This is a genomic window from Phyllobacterium sp. A18/5-2, assembly GCF_025452215.1.
Lineage (GTDB): Bacteria > Pseudomonadota > Alphaproteobacteria > Rhizobiales > Rhizobiaceae > Phyllobacterium > Phyllobacterium sophorae.
Genome location: NZ_CP104966.1, coordinates 2,590,924 through 2,610,338 on the forward strand (window position 1 = coordinate 2,590,924; position 19,415 = coordinate 2,610,338).

General features: G+C 58.0%; 12 protein-coding genes and 4 pseudogenes. 7 read left to right on the forward strand and 9 right to left on the reverse strand.

Features of this window, described 5'->3' with window-relative positions; translation table 11 throughout:
* The first annotated feature begins 149 nt into the window (after positions 1 to 149).
* From N8E89_RS12850 to N8E89_RS12860, 3 genes and pseudogenes are all read left to right on the forward strand, one after another.
* Positions 150 to 842, forward strand: coding sequence for a response regulator transcription factor (locus tag N8E89_RS12850; protein WP_106667236.1), 693 nt, complete (start codon positions 150 to 152; stop codon positions 840 to 842).
* A pseudogene (locus tag N8E89_RS12855) lies at positions 839 to 2,268 on the forward strand (sensor histidine kinase). The gene N8E89_RS12850 and the pseudogene N8E89_RS12855 overlap by 4 nt, the downstream one beginning before the upstream one ends.
* Positions 2,237 to 5,202, forward strand: a pseudogene (locus N8E89_RS12860) (bifunctional [glutamine synthetase] adenylyltransferase/[glutamine synthetase]-adenylyl-L-tyrosine phosphorylase). Before N8E89_RS12855 ends, N8E89_RS12860 begins: the two co-directional pseudogenes overlap by 32 nt.
* Positions 5,203 to 5,213: 11 nt before the next feature.
* Here the strand turns inward: N8E89_RS12860 and N8E89_RS12865 are convergent.
* The 4 genes and pseudogenes from N8E89_RS12865 to pepN form a co-directional block, all read right to left on the reverse strand.
* Positions 5,214 to 5,489: a type II toxin-antitoxin system RelE/ParE family toxin gene (locus tag N8E89_RS12865; RefSeq protein ID WP_106667239.1), complete on the reverse strand. Its 276-nt coding sequence runs from the start codon at positions 5,487 to 5,489 to the stop codon at positions 5,214 to 5,216.
* Positions 5,476 to 5,781: a type II toxin-antitoxin system RelB/DinJ family antitoxin gene (locus N8E89_RS12870; RefSeq protein WP_106667240.1), complete on the reverse strand. Its 306-nt coding sequence runs from the start codon at positions 5,779 to 5,781 to the stop codon at positions 5,476 to 5,478. The genes N8E89_RS12865 and N8E89_RS12870 overlap by 14 nt, the downstream gene beginning before the upstream one ends.
* A gap of 67 nt (positions 5,782 to 5,848) precedes the next feature.
* Entirely contained in the window at positions 5,849 to 8,182 is a 2,334-nt protein-coding gene (locus tag N8E89_RS12875; RefSeq protein WP_106667241.1) for a PAS domain-containing sensor histidine kinase, read from the reverse strand.
* A gap of 251 nt (positions 8,183 to 8,433) precedes the next feature.
* Positions 8,434 to 11,080 (reverse strand): annotated as a pseudogene (gene pepN, locus N8E89_RS12880) (aminopeptidase N).
* A gap of 257 nt (positions 11,081 to 11,337) precedes the next feature.
* Between pepN and N8E89_RS12885 the strand changes: the two are divergent.
* On the forward strand, positions 11,338 to 12,270 hold the full coding sequence (locus N8E89_RS12885) for a DMT family transporter (RefSeq protein ID WP_106667243.1): 933 nt from the start codon (positions 11,338 to 11,340) through the stop codon (positions 12,268 to 12,270).
* Here the strand turns inward: N8E89_RS12885 and N8E89_RS12890 are convergent, their stop codons facing one another.
* From N8E89_RS12890 to N8E89_RS12900, 3 genes and pseudogenes are all read right to left on the reverse strand, one after another.
* Complete coding sequence (locus tag N8E89_RS12890) at positions 12,271 to 13,521, reverse strand: MFS transporter (RefSeq protein ID WP_106667244.1); 1,251 nt, start codon at positions 13,519 to 13,521, stop codon at positions 12,271 to 12,273. It abuts the gene before it with no gap.
* Positions 13,522 to 13,638: 117 nt separating this feature from the next.
* Positions 13,639 to 14,234, reverse strand: a pseudogene (locus N8E89_RS12895) (uracil-DNA glycosylase family protein).
* Between the two features lie 287 nt (positions 14,235 to 14,521).
* Entirely contained in the window at positions 14,522 to 15,133 is a 612-nt protein-coding gene (locus N8E89_RS12900) for a hypothetical protein (RefSeq protein ID WP_245449039.1), read from the reverse strand.
* A gap of 281 nt (positions 15,134 to 15,414) precedes the next feature.
* On the opposite strand from N8E89_RS12900, the gene N8E89_RS12905 reads away from it, so the two are divergent.
* Positions 15,415 to 17,082 carry an electron transfer flavoprotein-ubiquinone oxidoreductase gene (locus N8E89_RS12905; RefSeq protein WP_106667246.1) on the forward strand — a complete coding sequence of 556 codons (1,668 nt, stop codon included), beginning with the start codon at positions 15,415 to 15,417 and terminating at the stop codon, positions 17,080 to 17,082.
* Positions 17,083 to 17,142: 60 nt separating this feature from the next.
* Positions 17,143 to 17,448, forward strand: coding sequence for an NIPSNAP family protein (locus N8E89_RS12910; RefSeq protein ID WP_106667247.1), 306 nt, complete (start codon positions 17,143 to 17,145; stop codon positions 17,446 to 17,448).
* Here the strand turns inward: N8E89_RS12910 and N8E89_RS12915 are convergent.
* Positions 17,408 to 18,475, reverse strand: coding sequence for an endonuclease/exonuclease/phosphatase family protein (locus N8E89_RS12915; RefSeq protein ID WP_106667248.1), 1,068 nt, complete (start codon positions 18,473 to 18,475; stop codon positions 17,408 to 17,410). The two genes, N8E89_RS12910 and N8E89_RS12915, sit on opposite strands and share 41 nt — an antisense overlap.
* A 37-nt stretch (positions 18,476 to 18,512) precedes the next feature.
* Here N8E89_RS12915 and N8E89_RS12920 point away from each other — a divergent pair, with 37 nt between their 5' ends.
* Positions 18,513 to 18,749, forward strand: a complete 237-nt coding sequence (locus N8E89_RS12920; RefSeq protein ID WP_106667249.1) for a hypothetical protein — start codon at positions 18,513 to 18,515, stop codon at positions 18,747 to 18,749.
* Between the two features lie 186 nt (positions 18,750 to 18,935).
* Here N8E89_RS12920 and N8E89_RS12925 read toward each other — a convergent pair whose 3' ends face one another.
* Entirely contained in the window at positions 18,936 to 19,382 is a 447-nt protein-coding gene (locus N8E89_RS12925) for a MarR family winged helix-turn-helix transcriptional regulator (protein ID WP_106667250.1), read from the reverse strand.
* Between the last annotated feature and the right edge of the window lie 33 nt (positions 19,383 to 19,415).

The following is a 19,415-nucleotide window of genomic DNA, read 5'->3' on the forward strand; positions in this document are numbered from 1 at the left end:
GATAAAGGTTGCTGCGGCGCAGCACATCCCCACCCCGCTTGCGCCAACGCACCAAAGGGCGGCAGAACTTTCGATAGTCTGCCGCCCGTTCTTCTTTCTACAATGCTTTGACACTTAACTCGTTCATCAAAACCGGCTTAGTATGCGCCATGAAGATTCTCGTTATTGAAGATGACCGCGAAGCGGCCCGCTATCTGGAGAAAGCCTTTGCCGAGGCAGGCCATTCGGCCGATGTCGCCGGTGACGGTGAAACCGGCTATACATTGGCGGAGCAGGGCACATATGACGCGCTGGTGGTGGACCGCATGTTGCCGCGTCGGGACGGTCTTTCCGTGGTGGCCGCCCTGCGCGCCCAAGGTAATGATACACCCGCGCTGATCCTCTCCGCTCTGGGGCAAGTTGACGATCGTGTCACGGGCCTGCGTGCCGGCGGCGACGATTACCTGACCAAACCCTATGCGTTCTCCGAACTGCTTGCCCGGATCGAGGTCCTGCAAAGACGGTCGAGCCCGAAAGAGGCCGAGACGGTCTACCGCGTCGGCGATCTGGAACTCGACCGCCTGTCGCATACGGCCAAACGGGCAGGACAGGTCATCATCCTTCAGCCGCGTGAATTCAGGCTGCTCGAATATCTGATGCGTCATGCGGGGCAGGTCGTGACCCGCACAATGCTGCTCGAACATGTCTGGGATTACCATTTCGACCCACAGACCAATGTCATTGATGTGCATGTCTCGCGCCTGCGCGGCAAGATCGAGAAGGGTTTTGACACGCCGCTGCTGCACACGGTGCGTGGAGCCGGCTATATGCTCAAAGCGGCGGCTGCCGGAACCGATGCATGAGCCGTTTCCGTGCCATGATGAAAATGACAGCCGTGCGGCTGTCGGCGCTCTACCTGCTATTGTTCACGGTGTGCGCGCTCGTCCTGGTGTTCTACATGACCAGCCTTTCGGTCCGGCTATTGACGACGCAGACCGAGGCGGCCGTCAATGAGGAAATCGAGAGCATCGGTCAGGCTTACGAGCGTGGCGGCATTGCCGGTCTCGTCCGTTCAATAGACCGGCGCGGACGCCAGCCCGGAGCCTACCTGTATCTCGTGGCCGACCCCGCCGGGCGGATTGTTGCTGGCAACGTCCAGAGCATTGAAATCGGTGTGCTGCAGACCGATGGCTGGATTGAACGGCCAATCAATTATGAGCGCTATGGCGAGGGTAGTAACGATCCACAGATGCATACGGCAATAGCTCGCGTGGTGGTCATGCCCAATGGCATCCGGGTCATGGTCGGCCGCGACCTTGGTGAACCGGAACAGGTTCGCCTTGTGGTGCGGCGCGCGCTCATGGCTGCACTCGGCATTATGGGTGTTGGTGCGTTCCTGATCTGGTTTTTCGTCGGGCGGCGTGCCCTGCAACGCATAGATGAGGTTTCGGCCGCATCGCAGCGCATCATGGGCGGCGATCTGGCCGGACGTCTCCCGGTAAGCGGGTCCGGCGATGAGTTCGATCGCCTCGCCGACAACCTCAATGGAATGCTCGCGCGTATTCAGGAGTTGAACGAGGGCGTCAGGCACGTCTCCGACAATATCGCGCACGATTTGAAAACACCGCTGACCCGCATGCACAATCGCGCCGAGTCCGCGCTCGCTAGCGCCAAAACATCAAAGGCCTGGCGCGCTGCGATGGAGGGCATGATCGGCGACCCGATCAGCTCATTCGCACCTTCAATGCAATTCTGATGATCTCCCGTCTCGAGTCCGGCTATTCCACGGAGACGATGGAACTGATGCCGCTATCGACGATCGCTGAGGACGTGTTCGAGCTTTACGAGCCCTCGGCCGAAGAAGCGGGGGTCAATTTCACTTTGGGAAGGATCGATCCTACCTCGGTCAAGGCAAATCGCGAACTGGTCGGCCAGACCATTTCCAATCTCGTCGACAATGCCATCAAATATGCGAACGCCAGTGAAAACCCGGTCGAAGTCACGCTCTCCGTCGAAAAGGAGAATGACAAGGTCAAGGTCATTGTCGCTGATAATGGACCGGGCATACCACAGGACCAGGTGGATAGGGCAACGGAAAGGTTCGTACGACTGGAGGAAAGCCGCTCGCAACCGGGTTCGGGGCTTGGCCTCAGCCTTGCCAAGGCGGTCATGAAATTGCACGGTGGCACGCTGGAATTGACTGACAATGCGCCGGGGTTGCGGGCTGTGCTCGTTTTTCCGGTGGGGGAGGAAACCTATGAACTTCAAAGCCAAGGCGGCCGGCGCTGACGGGCCATTTTTTGTGCAAACCTTGCGCGCTCTGGCGCCGTTGGACAAGAAGAATGCCGATGCCTTGCTGCGTGAGCTTCTCAATAGCGCTGCGGAGAAGCAGTGTTCCGGCATCGACGCGCTAAGGAACAACAAGACTGCCGCCAGCTTCCTTTCGGCTGTACTCGATCTCTCGCCCTACTTGCGCAATGTTTTGCTGCGCTGCCCCGCGATTGTTGAACCGCTGTTCGAACTGCCGTTGCCAAGGCGTCTTGAAGCCCTGATGCGCGAGATTTCGGCTACGACAGAGGGCGACAACCTCACCGAGGCGGGCTTGATGACTTCGCTTCGGCAATTGAAGCTCGAAGGGCACGTGCTCATCGCGCTGGGCGACCTCTCCGGCCTGTTTGTCACCAAGGACACAACATTCTGGCTGTCCCGGCTTGCCGAAGAATGTGTTGGCGCAGCGGTACGCTTCCTGCTGCGCGATGCGCACGAGGCCGGCAAGCTCAGGCTTCCAGATCCAAAGCACCCAGCGCAGGACTCGGGCTGGATCATTCTCGCCATGGGAAAATTCGGCGCCTTTGAGCTCAACTATTCGTCGGACATCGATCTCATCGTCTTCATAGATGAGCACAGTCCGGCGATAACCGATCCCTATGAATGCGTTGAGACCTTCTCCCGGCTGACTCGCCGTCTCGTGCGTATTCTCCAGGACCGTACCGCGGACGGCTATGTTTTCCGCACCGATCTGCGGCTGCGGCCCGATCCGGGTTCGACGCCGCTGGCGATTCCTGTGGGCGCCGCTCTCAACTACTATGAGGGGCGCGGGCAGAATTGGGAACGCGCCGCCATGATCAAGGCGCGGGCAGTGGCAGGTGATATCGACGCGGGAAAACGTGTCCTTGGTGAGCTTGCCCCCTATATCTGGCGCAAATACCTCGACTATGCCGCGATTGCTGATGTTCACTCGATCAAACGGCAGATCCATGCGCACAAGGGCCACGGCGAGATTGCGGTGCGGGGCCACAATGTAAAGCTTGGTCGCGGCGGTATTCGCGAGATCGAATTCTTTGTCCAAACTCAGCAATTGATCGCCGGCGGACGGTTCCCCCATTGCGCGGCTCGCGCACCGTCGAGATGCTGGCGGCACTGCATGACCTCGGCTGGATCAGTGAGGAGGCACGCGATACCCTGAAGCAGAAATATGGCTTCCTGCGCGATGTCGAGCACCGCATCCAGATGATCGCTGACGAGCAGACGCATATGCTGCCGGAAGACGATGAAAACTTCCTGCGGGTGGCGCATCTGATGGGCTACAGCGGGGGCGAGGCCTTCGCCGATGATTTTCGCAACGCATTGAAGACTGTCGAAACCCACTACGCCGCCTTGTTCGAACAGGCGCAGGATTTGACGGGCGAGGCGGGCAATCTGGTATTCACTGGCGATGTGGATGATCCGGATACGCTCAAGACCCTGCAGAACTTCGGTTTCGAACGCCCGAGCGACATCTGCCGGGTGATCCGCACATGGCATTTCGGCCGCTATCGTGCGACGCAATCGGCCGAAGCGCGCGAACGCCTGACCGAACTGACGCCGGTGCTGCTGAAGGCGTTTGGCGCGACCGCCCGCGCGGACGAAGCGCTGATGCGTTTCGACGGCATGATCAAGGGGCTCCCGGCCGGCATCCAACTGTTCAGCCTGCTCCAGTCCAATCCGCGCCTTCTCGATCTTTTGGTGCTGATCATGGGTGCTGCGCCGCGCCTTGCTGATATCATCACCCGAAAACCGCATATTTTCGACGGCATGCTCGATCCGGCAATCTTCGCCGATGTCCCGACGCGCGCCTATCTCGCGGAGCGGCTAGAAGGATTTCTTGGCCCCTCGAAAGTTTATGAGGACATACTCGACCGGCTGCAGATCTTTGCGGCAGAGCACCGCTTTCTCATCGGCATACGGTTGTTGACTGGTGCGATCGATGGTGCGCGGGCGGGAAAGGCTTTTTCCGATCTGGCCGATCTGGTCATAGACCGCGCTCTGACGGCCGTAATCGACGAATTTGCCGCCAAGCACGGCAAGATCAGCGGTGGACGGATCGCCATTCTAGGCATGGGTAAACTTGGCAGCCGCGAGCTGACGGCCGGTTCCGACATTGACCTCATCCTGCTCTACGATCATGACGAGCATGCGGAAGAATCTAACGGCGGTAAGCCGCTCCCGCCGTCGCAGTATTATATGCGGCTGACCCAGCGGTTGATTGCGGCATTGTCAGCGCCGACGGCCGAAGGGGTTTTATACGAGGTGGATTTTCGTCTGCGTCCCTCCGGTAACAAGGGGCCCGTGGCAACGCATATCGACGCGTTCCGCAAGTATCAGCGGGCGGAAGCATGGACCTGGGAGCACATGGCGCTGACCCGTGCCCGGCCGGTCGCCGGGGATGTCGCATTCTTTGCCGAGATCGAGCAGGACGTAACCGAAATCCTGGATCTGCCCCGCCATACCGCAAAGATTGCCAAGGACGTCACCGAAATGCGGGCAATGATTGAAACCGAAAAGCCACCACGCGATGCATGGGATCTGAAACTTGTTGCAGGCGGCATCATCGATCTGGAATTCATCGCGCAGTTTGCCGTGCTGACCGGCAATGTCAACGGGGCAGTCATTGCACAATCGACGGCCGAAGTTCTGGCAAAGCTGAAACCGGATTTCGCCGATCCGGCCACGACGGACGCTCTGGTTGAAGCGGCACAGCTTTATACCGGCGTTACCCAGATCATCCGCCTCTGCCTGAGCGGCGACGTCAAGCGCGAGGATTTTCCACCTGGCCTGGGCGATCTGCTTTGCCGCGCCTGTGATCTGCCGGATCTCGACCGCGTCGAGGTCCAGCTTGGGGAGACGGCGCAATCGGTGAGAAAGACTTTCGACGAGTTACTCAAGGATGCGAAGAAACGGTAATCTCCTCTCGATCACGGCCACTGCTGCGCGGCATGGAGAACACGTAAAATCGAGACAGCTTGAACGTTCTCGGTATAGATCAATATATAGTTGGCCCTGACGATCATTTCACGTGTTCCTGGAACTCGACCAAGTTTACAGGAGCGAGGGTACTTTAATAAATTAAGTACCTTCATTTCGATTTCATTCTTTAATTGCTGTGCCGCCGCCGGACTATCATCCGAGATATAATCCATAATTGCCAACAAGTCGGCTCGCGCTGTTTCGCGCCATTCAAGAACCGGCACGATGGCGTTTTCTATCAATCATGGTTTGAATTTCGTCCATAACGTCGTCATGCTGGATTGCTGGGTGGCGTTGATCGTCCAATGCCTCCTGGACCTTTTGACGAAACCATTTGTCGTATGTTTCTTGATCGGCAATAAGACCGACTGGCAATGCTTGGTCATTCGCAATACGGGTCAGAAGAATTCGAACAGCATCTGACACGGTCAAACCGAATTGACCAAGTGTTTCGGTCGCCTGCGCTTTCAGCTTATTGTCGATTCGTACATGCAGCATCGAAGTATGAGTGGCCATAACAATCTCCTTGACCACAATAGTATGTATCTCAATTGAGATACAGTCAACGCAAAGTTGAGAATCCCTATATTCTGGTAGCCTCAACCACCCGCGTCGGGATGCGCACGGAAACGATGGTGCCGACACCTTCATGCGAGCGTATCTTGAGCGCCCCGCCATGCAGTTCGGTCAACGAGCGAGAGATGGCAAGGCCAAGACCGGAGCCCGCGTGGGATTTGGTGAACTGGTTCTCCACCTGCTCAAAGGGTTGGCCGATCTTCTTCAGCGCCGCTTTCGGAATGCCACATCCTGTGTCTTCGATGGTGAAGACAAGCGCGCCTGACACCTTGCGTGCACGGACCGAGATCCGCCCGCCGGTATCAGTGAACTTTACCGCATTCGACAGGAGATTGAGCAGGATCTGCTTGATCGCGCGGCGATCGGCATCGAGCGTAACGCTTTCGGCGATTCTGGTCTCGACCTTCACTTGTTTTTCTTGCGCCTGCAGGGAAACGACGCGAACTGTCTCGTGGATCAGCGGGCACAGATCGACTTCTTCACGGTCCAGCGAGAAATGCCCGGCTTCGATCTTCGACATGTCGAGGATATCGTTGATGACGTTGAGGAGGTAGTTGCCGCTGGTATGGATGTCGTGGACATATTCCACATAGCGGTCGGAGCCGAGTTCGCCGAAAGTGCCGGAATGCATGATTTCCGAAAAGCCGATGATGGCATTGAGCGGGGTCCGCAGCTCATGTGACATGTTGGCGAGGAATTCCGATTTCGCGCGGTTTGCTGCTTCGGCGCGTTCCTTCTCGACGGCGTATTTGCTGTTGAGTTCGGTAAGCTCAAGCGTACGTTCGATCTCGGATTTGCGAGCAAGGCTCAGATCATGAATTGTCGCCATCAACCGGCGCTCGCTGTCGACCAGGCGCTCCTCGTGCACCTTGAGCTGGGTGATGTCCGTGCCGACCGAGACGAGTCCGCCATCCTGTGTGCGGCGTTCATTGACCTGGAGCCAGCGGCCATCGGCCAGTTGCCGCTCGAAGGTCAACGCACCATTGCGCCCGTTTTCATTAGCCATGCGCTTTTCGAACGCGACAGCGCGGATGCGCGGTTCGAGTTCTTCGCGGCTGATGCCTGGAAGCAGACATTCGTTGGCGAGGCCCGAATATTCGTTGAACTTACTGTTCGACATGACGAGGCGATTATCCGCATCCCAAAGGACGAAAGTCTCGGAAATGCTCTCAATGGCCTCGCGAATACGCTGGTCCGCTTGCGCTGTGGCCTGGACGAAACGGTGCTGCTCGCTGACATCGACAGCAACCCCGACCAGATGCAGATCGCCTGACGTGGCGTCCGCCACCTGTGCACGCACTCGCATCCACACCCAGTGCCCTTCCGCATGGCGCATGCGGAAGACCCGGTCCATCTGGCTGATGTCGCCGGCGGCAACCTGTGCTGCCACGCTGTAGAGCTTATCGTCGTCAGGGTGGATGATCGACGAAATGTCGCCGAGCGAGAGGATGGCGTCATGAGCCTCGTAGCCGAGCATTTCGTACATGGATCGCGACCAGTAGACGCGTCCGCGCGCCATGTCCCAGTCCCATAGTCCACAACGGCCACGCGCCAGCGCCGTGTCGACGCGCGCTTGCGTGTGCTGGTAAAGCTCATCTGCATCCTGCGCCCGTGCGGCCTGGCTGAAATAGGCATAGAGCACGATCAGCATGATCGTCGCCGTTCCGGCGAACATTGTGACGTTGATCGATACGACCTTGCGCCATTCTGCAAAGATGGCATCGACCGGGTGCATGACGAAGACCGAGTAAGCGGCTTTGCCCGAACGGCTGAAGGCAGCGAGTGCAGGCGTCCCCTCGACCTTGACCGGCATTGCGCCGGCCCGCTCGCCAAAGAGAAACAGCGGCTGGCCTTCGGTCACGAAAGTCTCAAGGCTCCTGTCGCGCCAATGATCGCCACCATCGGATGAAGCGATGATGTTCGCGTCGGCGTTGGCAACGGCAATCCACATTCCGTCGGGGATCAGGTCATTCGAGCGGATCTCGCTGATGATGTTCTGCAGATCGCCGGCGTCGAGCTTCTTGCCGCTGTTGAGGCGATTGTCGATGACGCTCGCCACATGGCTGGCTGCCATCGATAGGGTGGCGCGGGCAGTCCGCTCCGTATCGTCACGCCAGCCAAGCAGCGACATGGAACGCACAACGGCAAGAACAAGCAAAAAAACGATGATGAGCGGCGGGATGGCACGGCGCAGATACGGCTCTGCGGCTAGCAGCTTGCCATAGGCGGGATCGGCGAGAAGCTTTACATGCCCCGAAAGCCGGTTGCGCCCCCGCGCGTTGATCCGGTTTTTGGCGTAAGTCTTCCCCGTCGGCGCGCGATACGCGTCCGCATTTGCCATCGAATGGCCCCCTCATTTTGCCTTTGTAATCAGTGATTTGCTTCGGCACGCCGCACATCCGAAGCACCTGTAGTGAATCAAAAGTGATTCTGCGTGTCTAGTCCCTTTGTTAAATATTTATCAATACTTGTGGCGGGCGGAATGCGCCGTTGAGCGAGGCGTCATAACACTTTGAAATGACTCAAATTACCCTCGGAGATTGTCCGGGGGTAATGAGGAAATTGGCGGTGGATAACTTTCGAACGGAGCTCCTAGGCGAGCGTCCGTTCGACGATGTCGCGCACATCGGACGAGAGGCCGGTCACTGTCGCGATGGTTGCAAGCGCTTCTCGGGCATGTTCGCGGCGCACCGGCTCGAAGGATCGCCACGAGCGCATCGCCGTCAGAAGCCGTGCGGCAAGCTGCGGATTCTTCTTTTTCGATTGTCAGGATTGTTTCGGCGAAGAACCTATAGCCGCCGCCATCGGCACGGTTGAAACCGGTCTGATTACCACTGGAAAACGCACCAATCAGCGCGCGGGTGCGGTTGGGATTGTCGAGCGAAAACAGTTTGTGTGTCATCAGCCCGCGCACCTTGCCCAAGGCTTCGTTGCCGGGCTGCATCGCCTGAACGATGAACCACTTGTCCATGACGAGGGGATCGTTGCCGAACCGCTCTTCGAACGACCGCAGTGCCTGGCAGGTCGCATCGCTGCCGCTGAAACGCTGAACGAGCACACCCAGCGCTGCCGCCCTGTCGGTCATGTTGTCCGCTTTGCTGAACTGCGCGGCTGCAAGCTTGGGGGTGTTGTCGGCAACGCTGAGATAGTCGAGCAGCACGTTGCGCAGTGCCCTGCGGCCGGCACTGGCCGCGTCGGGCTGGAAAGGGCCATTGTGATCGAGGAGATCATAGAGCTCTGCAAATCGTTCTGCGAGGGATTCACCCACTGCGCTTACGAGGGCGTCCCGACTGCCAAGGATGGCATCCGGATCGATATTTGCGCCGAGTTCGCGCGCAATATCGCTTTCGGAGGGGATGCTAAGACAGAGTGCGCGGAACGCTTCATCCAGCGCCGGGTTAAAAGCGATATCGCCAAGGAGTTTGATCGAGGAATTTTCGATGGTCGCCGGCTTGCCGCCGCGGACCCGCTTCGAATTGCTGGTCAGCTTGGCGTTCAGAAGCTGGGTCAGCGCTTGCCAGCGCGTAACCTCATCGCCATCGTTACGGGCCAGAAAGACGAGGTCAGACCTTGTCAATTCGCTGGTCAGCGTGACCGGGGCGGAAAAGCCGCGCAGCAGCGACGGCACGGGGCGTTCGGAAATGCCGGAGAAGCTGAACCGCTCCTTGCGCTTACGCAGATGGATCACGTCATCCTTGACCAGGCCGCCCTTGGCTGACCGGGGCTTGAGTTCGCGGCCCTTGGTGCCGAGCAGCGCGAACTGCACCGGAATATGCATCGGTTTCTTCGATGGCTGCCCCGGGGTGGCTTTGAGCGACTGTTCAATCTCTATCTCGAAAGTCTTGGTCGCCTGATCGTAATCATAGGTGATTGCAAGGTTGGGCGTGCCTGCCTGGTCGTACCAGAGAGCGAACTGGCTGAGGTCTTCGCCGGAAGCATCCTCGAACACCTTTATGAAATCCTCGATGGTCGCCGCATCGCCATCATGGCGCTCGAAATAGAGATCCATGCCTTTGCGGAAAAGGTCGGGTCCCAGAATGGTGCGGATCATGCGCACCACCTCGGAGCCCTTTTCGTAGACAGTCGACGTGTAGAAATTGTTGATCTCGCGGAATTGGCGCGGACGCACCGGATGGGCGAGGGGACCCGCGTCTTCGGGGAACTGGTGCGCTTTCAGCCCCTTCACCTCGGCGATGCGCTTTACCGGCCGCGAGCGCATGTCAGCGGAGAATTCATGGTCGCGGTAGACGGTCAGGCCTTCCTTCAGGCAAAGCTGGAACCAGTCGCGGCAAGTGATTCTATTTCCTGTCCAATTGTGGAAATATTCATGGGCAATGACGGCTTCGATCCCGGCATAGTCGGTGTCGGTCGCGGTATCTGGATCGGCGAGCACGTATTTGTCGTTGAAGACATTGAGACCCTTGTTCTCCATCGCACCCATGTTGAAATCGGAAACCGCGACAACGTTGAACACATCGAGATCATACTCGCGGCCGAAAACCTCCTCGTCCCACTTCATCGAACGCTTCAGCGCATCCATGGCGTAGAGCGCACGCGGCTCTTTGCCATGCTCGACATAGATGCCGAGATCCACATGGCGGCCGGAAGCGGTGGTGAATGTATCGGTGATCACGCCGAGATCGCCCGCGACGAGCGCGAAGAGATAGGCGGGTTTTGGATGCGGATCATGCCAGGTGGCGAAATGGCGGCCGTTGGTAAGCTCGCCCTTATCTTTGGGATTGCCGTTCGACAGAAGCAGCGGCGCTTCGCTGCGCTCGGCTTCGATGCGAACCGTGTAGATGGAGAGAAGGTCGGGCCTGTCGAGGAAATAGGTGATCCGGCGGAAGCCTTCGGCCTCGCACTGGGTACAGTAGACGTTGCTCGACCGGTAAAGCCCGGTCAGCTGACGGTTGGTGGTCGGATTGATTTCCGTTGTGAGCTCAAGCGTGAATTTGCCGTTTTGCGGCAGGCCGCGGATCTCGAGGCGGTCGGGTGTTGCCACGTAGGTATTGTCGCCGGGAGCAGCGCCATCGATGCGGATATCAATGAGCTTGAGTTCGTCGCCATCCAGGATGAGAGGCGCATCGGCGGCAATGCCTTGTCTGCGCTCGATCTGCAACGTGGATTTGACGATTGTGCGCTCGGGGTGGAGTGCAAAATCGAGTTGGGTTTCAGGGATAAGGAAATCGGTTGGCTTGTAATCATCCAGATGAAACACCTGGCCGGTATCGGTACGCATCGTTCTAACTGTCCTTTATGTGGTGCCGGAACCTACCTGCCTTTTTGATCGTGCACAACAAATCCCATCATTCACCCGATTGTTTGCCCGAAAAACGCAACGTGATCGATTACTATCTGGTGTGGCCGGTCAAACAAGCCTAAAGATATATCAGTTTACAATTCCTCGCGTGCACGTCATTTCTCTTTCCTCAAGGAATTCCTACCGTGGCTACCATTGTTCACCCGGGTGACGGTGAACCGCCTGTTACTGATCGAATGCGCACTTCCAATGTAATGGTTGGAATTGGTCTCAAGGTCGCTTCGGTCTGCGTCTTTGTCTGCATGTCGAGCCTGTTGAAGGCATCGGAGGGCATTCCGGCCGGTCAGCTGGTGTTTTTCCGCTCGTTCTTCGCGATCTTTCCGGTCATAGCCTTCATCGCCTGGCAAGGGCAGATGGCAGTGGCTTTCAAGACGAAAGAGCCCTTCAGTCATTTCTGGCGTGGTTTGGTCGGTGTCAGTGCCATGGGCCTGAGCTTCTACGGCCTGACAAAATTGCCTCTGCCGGAGGCCATTGCCATCAGCTACGCGACGCCGCTGCTGACCGTCGTGTGCAGCGCCATTCTGCTCCGCGAGACGGTGCGGCTATATCGCTGGACAGCGGTTTGTTTCGGTCTGGTCGGCGTGGTGATCATTCTGTGGCCGCGTTTGTCCTTCTTCACCGGCGAAACCGAATTCGGTGGTGATCAGGCTATCGGCGCGCTTGCAACGCTGGGAGGCGCCGGCCTTGCGGCCATTGCAATGCTGCTGGTGCGCAAGCTGGTGCAAACCGAACGTACACCGACCATTGTCGTATATTTTTCCATTGCTTCCAGCCTCATTGCGCTGCTCAGCTTTCCCTTTGGCTGGATCTGGCCAACTCCCTTCCAGGCAACCTGCCTGATCATGGCGGGAATTGCCGGAGGGGTCGCGCAGATCCTTCTGACCGAGAGCTATCGCCACGCCGACATGTCGGCGATCGCTCCATTCGAATACACATCCATGCTGCTTGGATTGGTTATCGGCTACCTGCTCTTCGGGGACGTTCCGACCGCCGAGATGATCATCGGCGCGGCCATCGTCATCAGCGCCGGGATTTTCATCATCTACCGCGAGCACCGGTTGGGACTTGCCCGGGCGCGAGCGCGAAAGGCATCGACTCCGCAGGGTTGATCACTCCTCCTGCGCGGCAGCTTCGCTCAAGGGATGCAGCTGGAAGGTCTCCGGCGTCTGCGGCCGGTCATGGGGGCGGATGGCAAAATCAGGCCGTGCCGACGGGGCCTGCGATGCCCGGCGCAGACTGCGCCAGAATGCATAGGAGCCATAGGCAGCATAACTGACAGCCATGGTGACGAAAAAGCCGGAAGGCCCGTTGAGATCCATCAGCCGTCCGGCGATCTGCGGCCCGATCATGCTGCCGACACCGTAAACAATCAGCAAGCCGCTGGAGATCTTGACGAATTCACTGGGTTCGGCGAAGTCGTTGGCGTGAGCTACGTTGAGCGAATAGATCGGAAACAGCACCGTCCCAAAGGCAAACATCAGCGCGTAGATCACCCAGGGCGTGGTCGGCTGGATCATGATCATCGCCAGCGATAGGGCCACGCCGCCGATCCCCGCGACCACCATCACGTAGCGCCGGTCGACGAAATCAGAGATACGTCCAATGGGATACTGGAAAATCGCGCCGCCGATCATTGAACTCGCGATCATTGTAGCGATACCGAAGGTCGACAGGCCAATATCGCGCCCGTAGACCGCGGACAGGAAGTTCCATGCACCGGCGATGATCCCGGCAAGCAAAGAGCCTATCAGCGCCGCTGGCGATTTGCGGTAAAGCCCGGGAAGGTCGAGCGAAACCTGCGTCAGCGGCCGGGGCGACTGTGCATTGGAGAGACCTGTTGGCACCAGCGCCCCGGCATAGATCAGCGCCCCGATCATGAACAACGCCTGCGTGGCAGGATCGCCAAAGGGCAGGATATACTGGCCGACGAGAAGGCCAATCATTGAAACGATCATATAGACCGAGAACACCATGCCGCGCGTACTGTTCGTGACGCGTTCGTTCAGCCAGCTCTCGATGACCATGTAGCTGCCTGCAAGCGAGAAACCAGCGAGTGCGCGAAACAGCGTCCAGGCCCAGGGGTTGATGATCAGCCCGTGAAACAGCATCGACATGGACAGGAGGGTGAGGAGGACGGCGAAGACGCGCACATGGCCAACCCGCCGCACAAGGCGCGGGACGATGATGCAGCCGCCCGTGAAGGCCAGCGCATAGCCCGTACCGAGCCAGCCGATTGTCGTCGGTGACCAGCCTTCCATGCCTGCGCGCAAGGGCAGCAGAATACCTGCCAGGCCTCCTGCCGTCAGCATCAAAAACGTGCTGGTCAATAGTGCCGTGATCGGCAAGAGCTGGCGAAACATATGTGTATCCTGTGTTTCAGTATCTGAAACTACAGGTTTCAATTGGCCCGCAAGCCAGCGATTACGACACTGTCATTCCAGTTTTGCGCCAAGTTTTGGCTGAAAAGGGCCTATGGATTATTCCGTCAGCGCACGCAACCGCATTTTAACGCTGACGAAATCGCGCCAGGCAAAGCGTTTCTGCGCGGCATTGCGCAGGAGATATGCGGGATGCAGCGTTGGCATGACGGGGATTTCAATTCCCGAAGCAGTCGAATGGCTTTTCCAGTTGCCGCGCAGCCGCAAAATGCCTTCCGTTGCATTGGTCAGCGCTTTGGCCGCCGGGCCGCCCAGCGCAACCAGCAATTTCGGGTTGGCAAGTTCGATCTGGCGCTCGAAGAAAGGGCGGCAAATCTCGGTCTCGAGCGGTGTCGGAGTGCGGTTGCCAGGGGGCGCCACGGGATCGTATTGGCAATGTAGGCGGAGGTGCGGTCAAGACCGATGGCCGCCAACATGCGGTCCAGCAGTTGCCCCGAGCGGCCGATGAAGGGAACGCCCTCAAGATCCTCTTCGCGTCCCGGCGCCTCGCCGACAAACATGATCGAGGCGTTCGGATTGCCATCGGCGAAAACCAGGTTTTTGGCGGTGAATTTGAGATTGCAGCCATCGAAGGCGCCAAGCTGTTCGCGCAGCTCCTCCAGCGTCGCAGCGCTCGAGGCAAGCTGCCGGGCCATTGCGATCTTGGCATCATCCGGAACTGTAGCCCTGGTCAGGGTCGATGGCGCGGGTTGGCTCGGCTGCGGGCTTTCCGGCTGCTGCTGTGGGCCCGGGGCTCTTTGCACAGGGGCAGCGGGCGCAATGCGTTTCGCTTCAACCTGTGAAAAGCGGTCGACCGGCAAGTCTTCGAGCGGCGTATCAACGCCAGCCTCGGAATAGAAGTGCAGCAGTTCGCGCAGGTTCGGCACTGGATTATCCTTTGAGCTTTCAAATGACGTCGCAAATTGCTCGACCTAATGCAAGCTCAAGAGGATGGAATGCGCGGATCCTGCACCAGATAAAATACGCGCTTTGGGGTAAAATCGGCGATCGGGAACGTGAATGTCGCGTTGCCGCCAGGGTCGAGCTTGCCTCCCCGGAAAATCATCCGGTCATAGGGTTCAAAATCGTCCCTGTAGCTGGCGAAGCCTTCAGACCGGATCATGCCCTTCTTGTCCCCTGGCTGATAGAAAGACAGCCCATCACCGTAATCGCTTGGTACATTCGGTTGTTCTTGCAGCTCGAAGCCAAATTCGATCCAGGGGTGGCCGCTGCCGTTGATTGCCCGAACCTGCAAATAGAAAAGAATTCCGATGTCTTCGCTCGGGTTTGCCTGGGCTATTTTTTCCGTTCGAATGATGAGGATGGTCGGTGTCGCGGAAGGGAATTCTTCGGTCAGGATGACCGGATCCTCAAAAGTGCCCTTGCCGCTGATCGAGCGAATTGTGAAACCTCCGCGTTCATCGGAAAACGAGTAGGACCCCGCCGTCCACAGTTCGCGCTCCTCCGCCGCTGCCCCCTCTGAAGCGTAGTCAGTGAAAAGCATGCAGATGGCAAGGAAGCCAAAGAGCATCCAACTCACTCGGAGCAGTTTCATCCGGTCTCCAATCTGTTAGATGACGGACACTGAATTCAATAGCCGGAGTATGAACGAAAAGTGCAAAGGCGCAACTGCCGGATACGGATCAAGACGCAACGAAAATATTGACGTTTACGTTAAGGGAAATTATGAAATCGAGCGATCGTCGTAGGATGAGGGCAATTGGCCGCATCTGGAATGCGTGCTAGCCACTGTCATACGGCTATTGTTGCGCTACAAATCGGAAAAACACGGGCTCAATCGTGTTTACGGGGCATACAGGCATTCAGGAGGACATCATGAGCGAGGCAACCGAACTTCCAGATCGCGAGAGCATGGAGTTTGATGTCGTGATCGTTGGAGGAGGGCCATCGGGCCTGTCCGCGGCCATCAGGCTCAAGCAGATCAATCCTGAGCTTTCAGTCGTCGTTCTCGAAAAGGGCGGTGAAATCGGCGCGCATATCCTTTCCGGTGCGGTGGTCGATCCCATTGGGGTCGACAAGCTCCTGCCCGGCTGGCGCGACGAGGAGGGGCATCCCTTCAAGACACCGGTAACGGCGGATCATTTCCTCGTGCTGGGTCATTCGGGCTCTATACGCCTTCCCAATTTCGCCATGCCGCCGCTGATGAACAATCATGGCAATTTCATCGTTTCTCTCGGCAATGTCTGTCGCTGGCTGGGGAGCAAGGCTGAAGAACTTGGCGTTGAGATCTATCCAGGCTTTGCCGGCTCGGAAGTGCTTTACGACGGCAAGGGCGCAGTTGTCGGTGTAGCGACCGGCGACATGGGCATCGAGAAAGACGGATCGCACGGGCCAGCCTATACCCGTGGTATGGCGCTCCTCGGCAAATATGTCCTGATCGCGGAAGGCGCGCGCGGCTCGCTGGCCAAGCAGCTGATCAATAAATTCAAACTCGATGAAGGCAAGGAGCCGGCCAAATACGGTATCGGACTGAAGGAGCTCTGGCAGGTCGATCCGGCCAGGCACAAGCTTGGCCTCGTCCAGCACTCTTTCGGCTGGCCTCTTGATTTGAAGACCGGCGGCGGATCGTTCCTCTATCATCTCGAGGACAACACGGTGGCCGTGGGCTTCGTCATGCACCTCAACTACAAGAATCCCTATTTGTCGCCGTTCGAGGAATTCCAGCGTTTCAAGACCCATCCTGCCATTCGGGGTACTTTCGAAGGTGGCAAGCGGTTATCCTATGGTGCGCGCGCGATTACCGAAGGCGGCTGGCAATCGGTACCCAAACTGTCGTTCCCCGGAGGCGCGCTGCTCGGCTGCTCGGCCGGTTTTGTCAACGTGCCGCGCATCAAGGGTTCGCACAATGCCATGCTCTCCGGCATGCTGGCCGCAGAACATGTGGCGCAAGCCATCGCGGCCGGGCGCGCCAATGACGAGCTGATCGCTTATGAGAACGCCTGGCGCTCAAGTGAAATTGGCAAGGACCTGAAGCGCGTCCGCAATGTCAAGCCAATGTGGTCGAAGCTCGGCACGATCGGGGGCGTCGTTCTCGGTGGCCTGGATATGTGGCTTAACACGATTTTTGGCGGCTGGTCGCCCTTCGGCACATGGAAACATGGCAAGACCGATGCGGCCTCGCTTGAACCCGCAAGCAAATACGGCCCGATCGCCTATCCGAAGCCGGATGGTGTCCTGACTTTCGACCGCCTGTCGTCGGTGTTCCTGTCAAACACCAACCACGAGGAAAACGAGCCGGTTCACCTCATCGTCAAGGACCCTGCACTACAGAAGTCTTCCGAGCATGACGTCTATGCCGGGCCATCGGCACGCTATTGCCCGGCCGGCGTCTATGAGTGGGTCGAGGAGGCAACCGGGCCGAAATTCGTGATCAACGCGCAGAACTGCGTCCACTGCAAGACCTGTGACATCAAGGATCCCAACCAGAATATCAACTGGGTGCCGCCGCAGGGCGGCGAGGGGCCGGTTTATACGAACATGTGATCCAAAAGCCCGGCATTGTGTCGGGCTTTTTTAGCTCTGGAAGCATCACAGGAGTTTCCCATGATCACCTGCTATCTGAAATATGTCATCGATCCCTACAAAGTTGCTGAATTCGAGGAGTACGGCCGCCGGTGGATCGCTCTCGTCAACCGGCTGGGCGGCAACCATCACGGCTATTTTCTGCCGGGCGAAGGTGCCAGCAATATCGCTTACGCCATGTTCAGTTTTCCAAGCCTTGCCGCTTATGAGGATTATCGCCAGCGCATGGCGAAAGATCCGGAATGCCAGGAAGTGCTTGAGAGCGAAAAGCTTAATCGCAGCATCATCAGCTACGAGCGCAGTTTCCTGCGCCCGGTCTTCGAATAGGAAAGGCTGACCGGTCCGTGAGCATCACCGTCTGCTGATCGGGCCCGCTATCGTCCACGCCGCTGATCGAAAAGCGCAACAGCATCGGCAGATGATCCGAGCCCGCCGGCGCGAGCGTCTCTACCCGGGTTGGCGATATTCGTTGTGAAACCAGGATATGGTCGATGGGCAGGCCGATCCACCGCGCTGCATGCGCCAGCGTGCCGTTGACGAGCCAGCTCGGGCGCAGGCCTTCAACCGAGCGTGTCTGGCTCGCGACGGTGATGGTCTTGAGCGTTTGGCTCCAGGGCGTCGCGTTAAAATCACCGGCGATAATCGATGGTCCCTGCAATCTCTCGAAATAGGCTCTCAATTCCTCGACATTCTCTGTCTGCTCGTATGGCCATGGCCAGCCGAGATGCAGGGCGACAATGATGGCACTGCGGCCGCCAAAATCGATACGTGCCAGTCCTGCCAGACTGTTGCCAATGCATTGCGGTGTAGTTCCAAGCGCAAATGGCCGGCGTGAGAGGATCGCAACGCCACCGATGCGTTTGGTACTCGGGCAGTAGAGATTGTACGGGTACCGCGCCTCGATCGCCTTTAGCTGCGGCCGCCAATTGTCGGAGGCCTCCTGCACGGTGATGACATCCGGTGCTTCACGTGCAATCAGGCGGATGAAATCCGCTTGATTGCGGTTGTCATAACGCAGATTGAGCTGCAGCAGCTTGTACTCGGACCTGCCGACCGGTTCAGCCGATTGCACAGGTGTTTCAGCTTCGGCGGAAGGCGCTGGCGCAGGAACAAGGACCGTCGCGAGCGCGGTCAGGGCCAGGACAATCGCCATCAGACCTTCGCGCCACAGGCCGAGAAGCAGCGCTGGAATGGCGGATACCGCCATCAGCACGGCCAGGTGCATGCGGAAGTGCGCGAACGCATCGAATGCCGGATGGATTGCACCGAAGAATCCGAGGACAAGCGGTACCGAAAACAGGATCGGCAGCAGCACGGCAGCGAGTGTCAGCCAGGAGCGATTTTTGGTAGTCATGGCCTTGCATTAAACCTGCAATTACGCCGCAATCAAGATGGCGGATGTAACGTCCTTTGGCGCTGAGAAGACAACCGGCGAGGCCGCGCGCACGGGAATATGCAACCCAGCAATCGTTGTCGTCTTCAACAATTTAAGCCAGGTTTTGAGCGGGTTTCGTAGGCAGAAGCAGCAGGCACCGAGCGAACAGGTGCATCAGGGTGGTGGCCTCCCTGACCCGGCAAGGGCCTTGCTTATGAAACTGGAGGTGAACTATGCGGTATTTGCCGTTTAGCCTCACTCTGACAATGAAAAGAACCCGGACGAGTTGGTCGCTCAGCTTCCGGGTTCAATTCAACTAGTCAGAAACCGAGGGGCGGGCGGAAGCTCGCTCCTCACTCCAATAAGAAATATAACACTTTTCCCGCTGTTTCCAAGCCGTATCAAATTCGACTTTTGATGCATAAACGTGGACCCGATTTCACAAAACCTTCTTCAGGCTATTCAAGAGGCGGTCGTGCTCGCCGTCGTCGAGCAGATGTTCAAGCTCCCCGTGCGTGCTCCTCCATATCGGCGTGACTTCCGAGAGCACGCGCATGCCTTCCGGCGTCAGTGCCAGCAGCCGGCTGCGCTTGTCCGCGGGATCGGGTGTAACCATCACCAGGCCACGGCGCTCCAACGGCTTGAGTGCGGCGGTCAGTGTAGTGCGATCCATTGCCAATAAATGGGCTACGGAGCTAAGATTGGGAGGTTTCGGCCGGTTGAGCGACATGAGCAGTGAAAACTGGCCATTGGTCAGATCGAAGGGCCGCATTGCATCGTCGAATCGTCGCGCCAGCGCCCGAGCAGCCCGCTGGACTGCCAGGCACATACAGCTGTCGCGGACATGTATGGTCGTTTCGTAGGGTACTGAGATCGGCTTTGACATGGCCTATATATGTTGATATCAACATAATTGTCA

What these genes read in the sequence shown, in the direction of transcription:
- N8E89_RS12850 (WP_106667236.1), top strand. Translation starts at nt 150, where the DNA reads ATGAAGATTCTCGTTATTGAAGATGACCGCGAAGCGGCCCGCTATCTG.
- N8E89_RS12870 (WP_106667240.1), bottom strand. Translation starts at nt 5,781, where the DNA reads ATGGCCACTCATACTTCGATGCTGCATGTACGAATCGACAATAAGCTG.
- N8E89_RS12875 (WP_106667241.1), bottom strand. Translation starts at nt 8,182, where the DNA reads ATGGCAAATGCGGACGCGTATCGCGCGCCGACGGGGAAGACTTACGCC.
- N8E89_RS12885 (WP_106667243.1), top strand. Translation starts at nt 11,338, where the DNA reads ATGCGCACTTCCAATGTAATGGTTGGAATTGGTCTCAAGGTCGCTTCG.
- N8E89_RS12890 (WP_106667244.1), bottom strand. Translation starts at nt 13,521, where the DNA reads ATGTTTCGCCAGCTCTTGCCGATCACGGCACTATTGACCAGCACGTTT.
- N8E89_RS12900 (WP_245449039.1), bottom strand. Translation starts at nt 15,133, where the DNA reads ATGAAACTGCTCCGAGTGAGTTGGATGCTCTTTGGCTTCCTTGCCATC.
- N8E89_RS12905 (WP_106667246.1), top strand. Translation starts at nt 15,415, where the DNA reads ATGAGCGAGGCAACCGAACTTCCAGATCGCGAGAGCATGGAGTTTGAT.
- N8E89_RS12910 (WP_106667247.1), top strand. Translation starts at nt 17,143, where the DNA reads ATGATCACCTGCTATCTGAAATATGTCATCGATCCCTACAAAGTTGCT.
- N8E89_RS12915 (WP_106667248.1), bottom strand. Translation starts at nt 18,475, where the DNA reads ATGACTACCAAAAATCGCTCCTGGCTGACACTCGCTGCCGTGCTGCTG.
- N8E89_RS12920 (WP_106667249.1), top strand. Translation starts at nt 18,513, where the DNA reads ATGGCGGATGTAACGTCCTTTGGCGCTGAGAAGACAACCGGCGAGGCC.
- N8E89_RS12925 (WP_106667250.1), bottom strand. Translation starts at nt 19,382, where the DNA reads ATGTCAAAGCCGATCTCAGTACCCTACGAAACGACCATACATGTCCGC.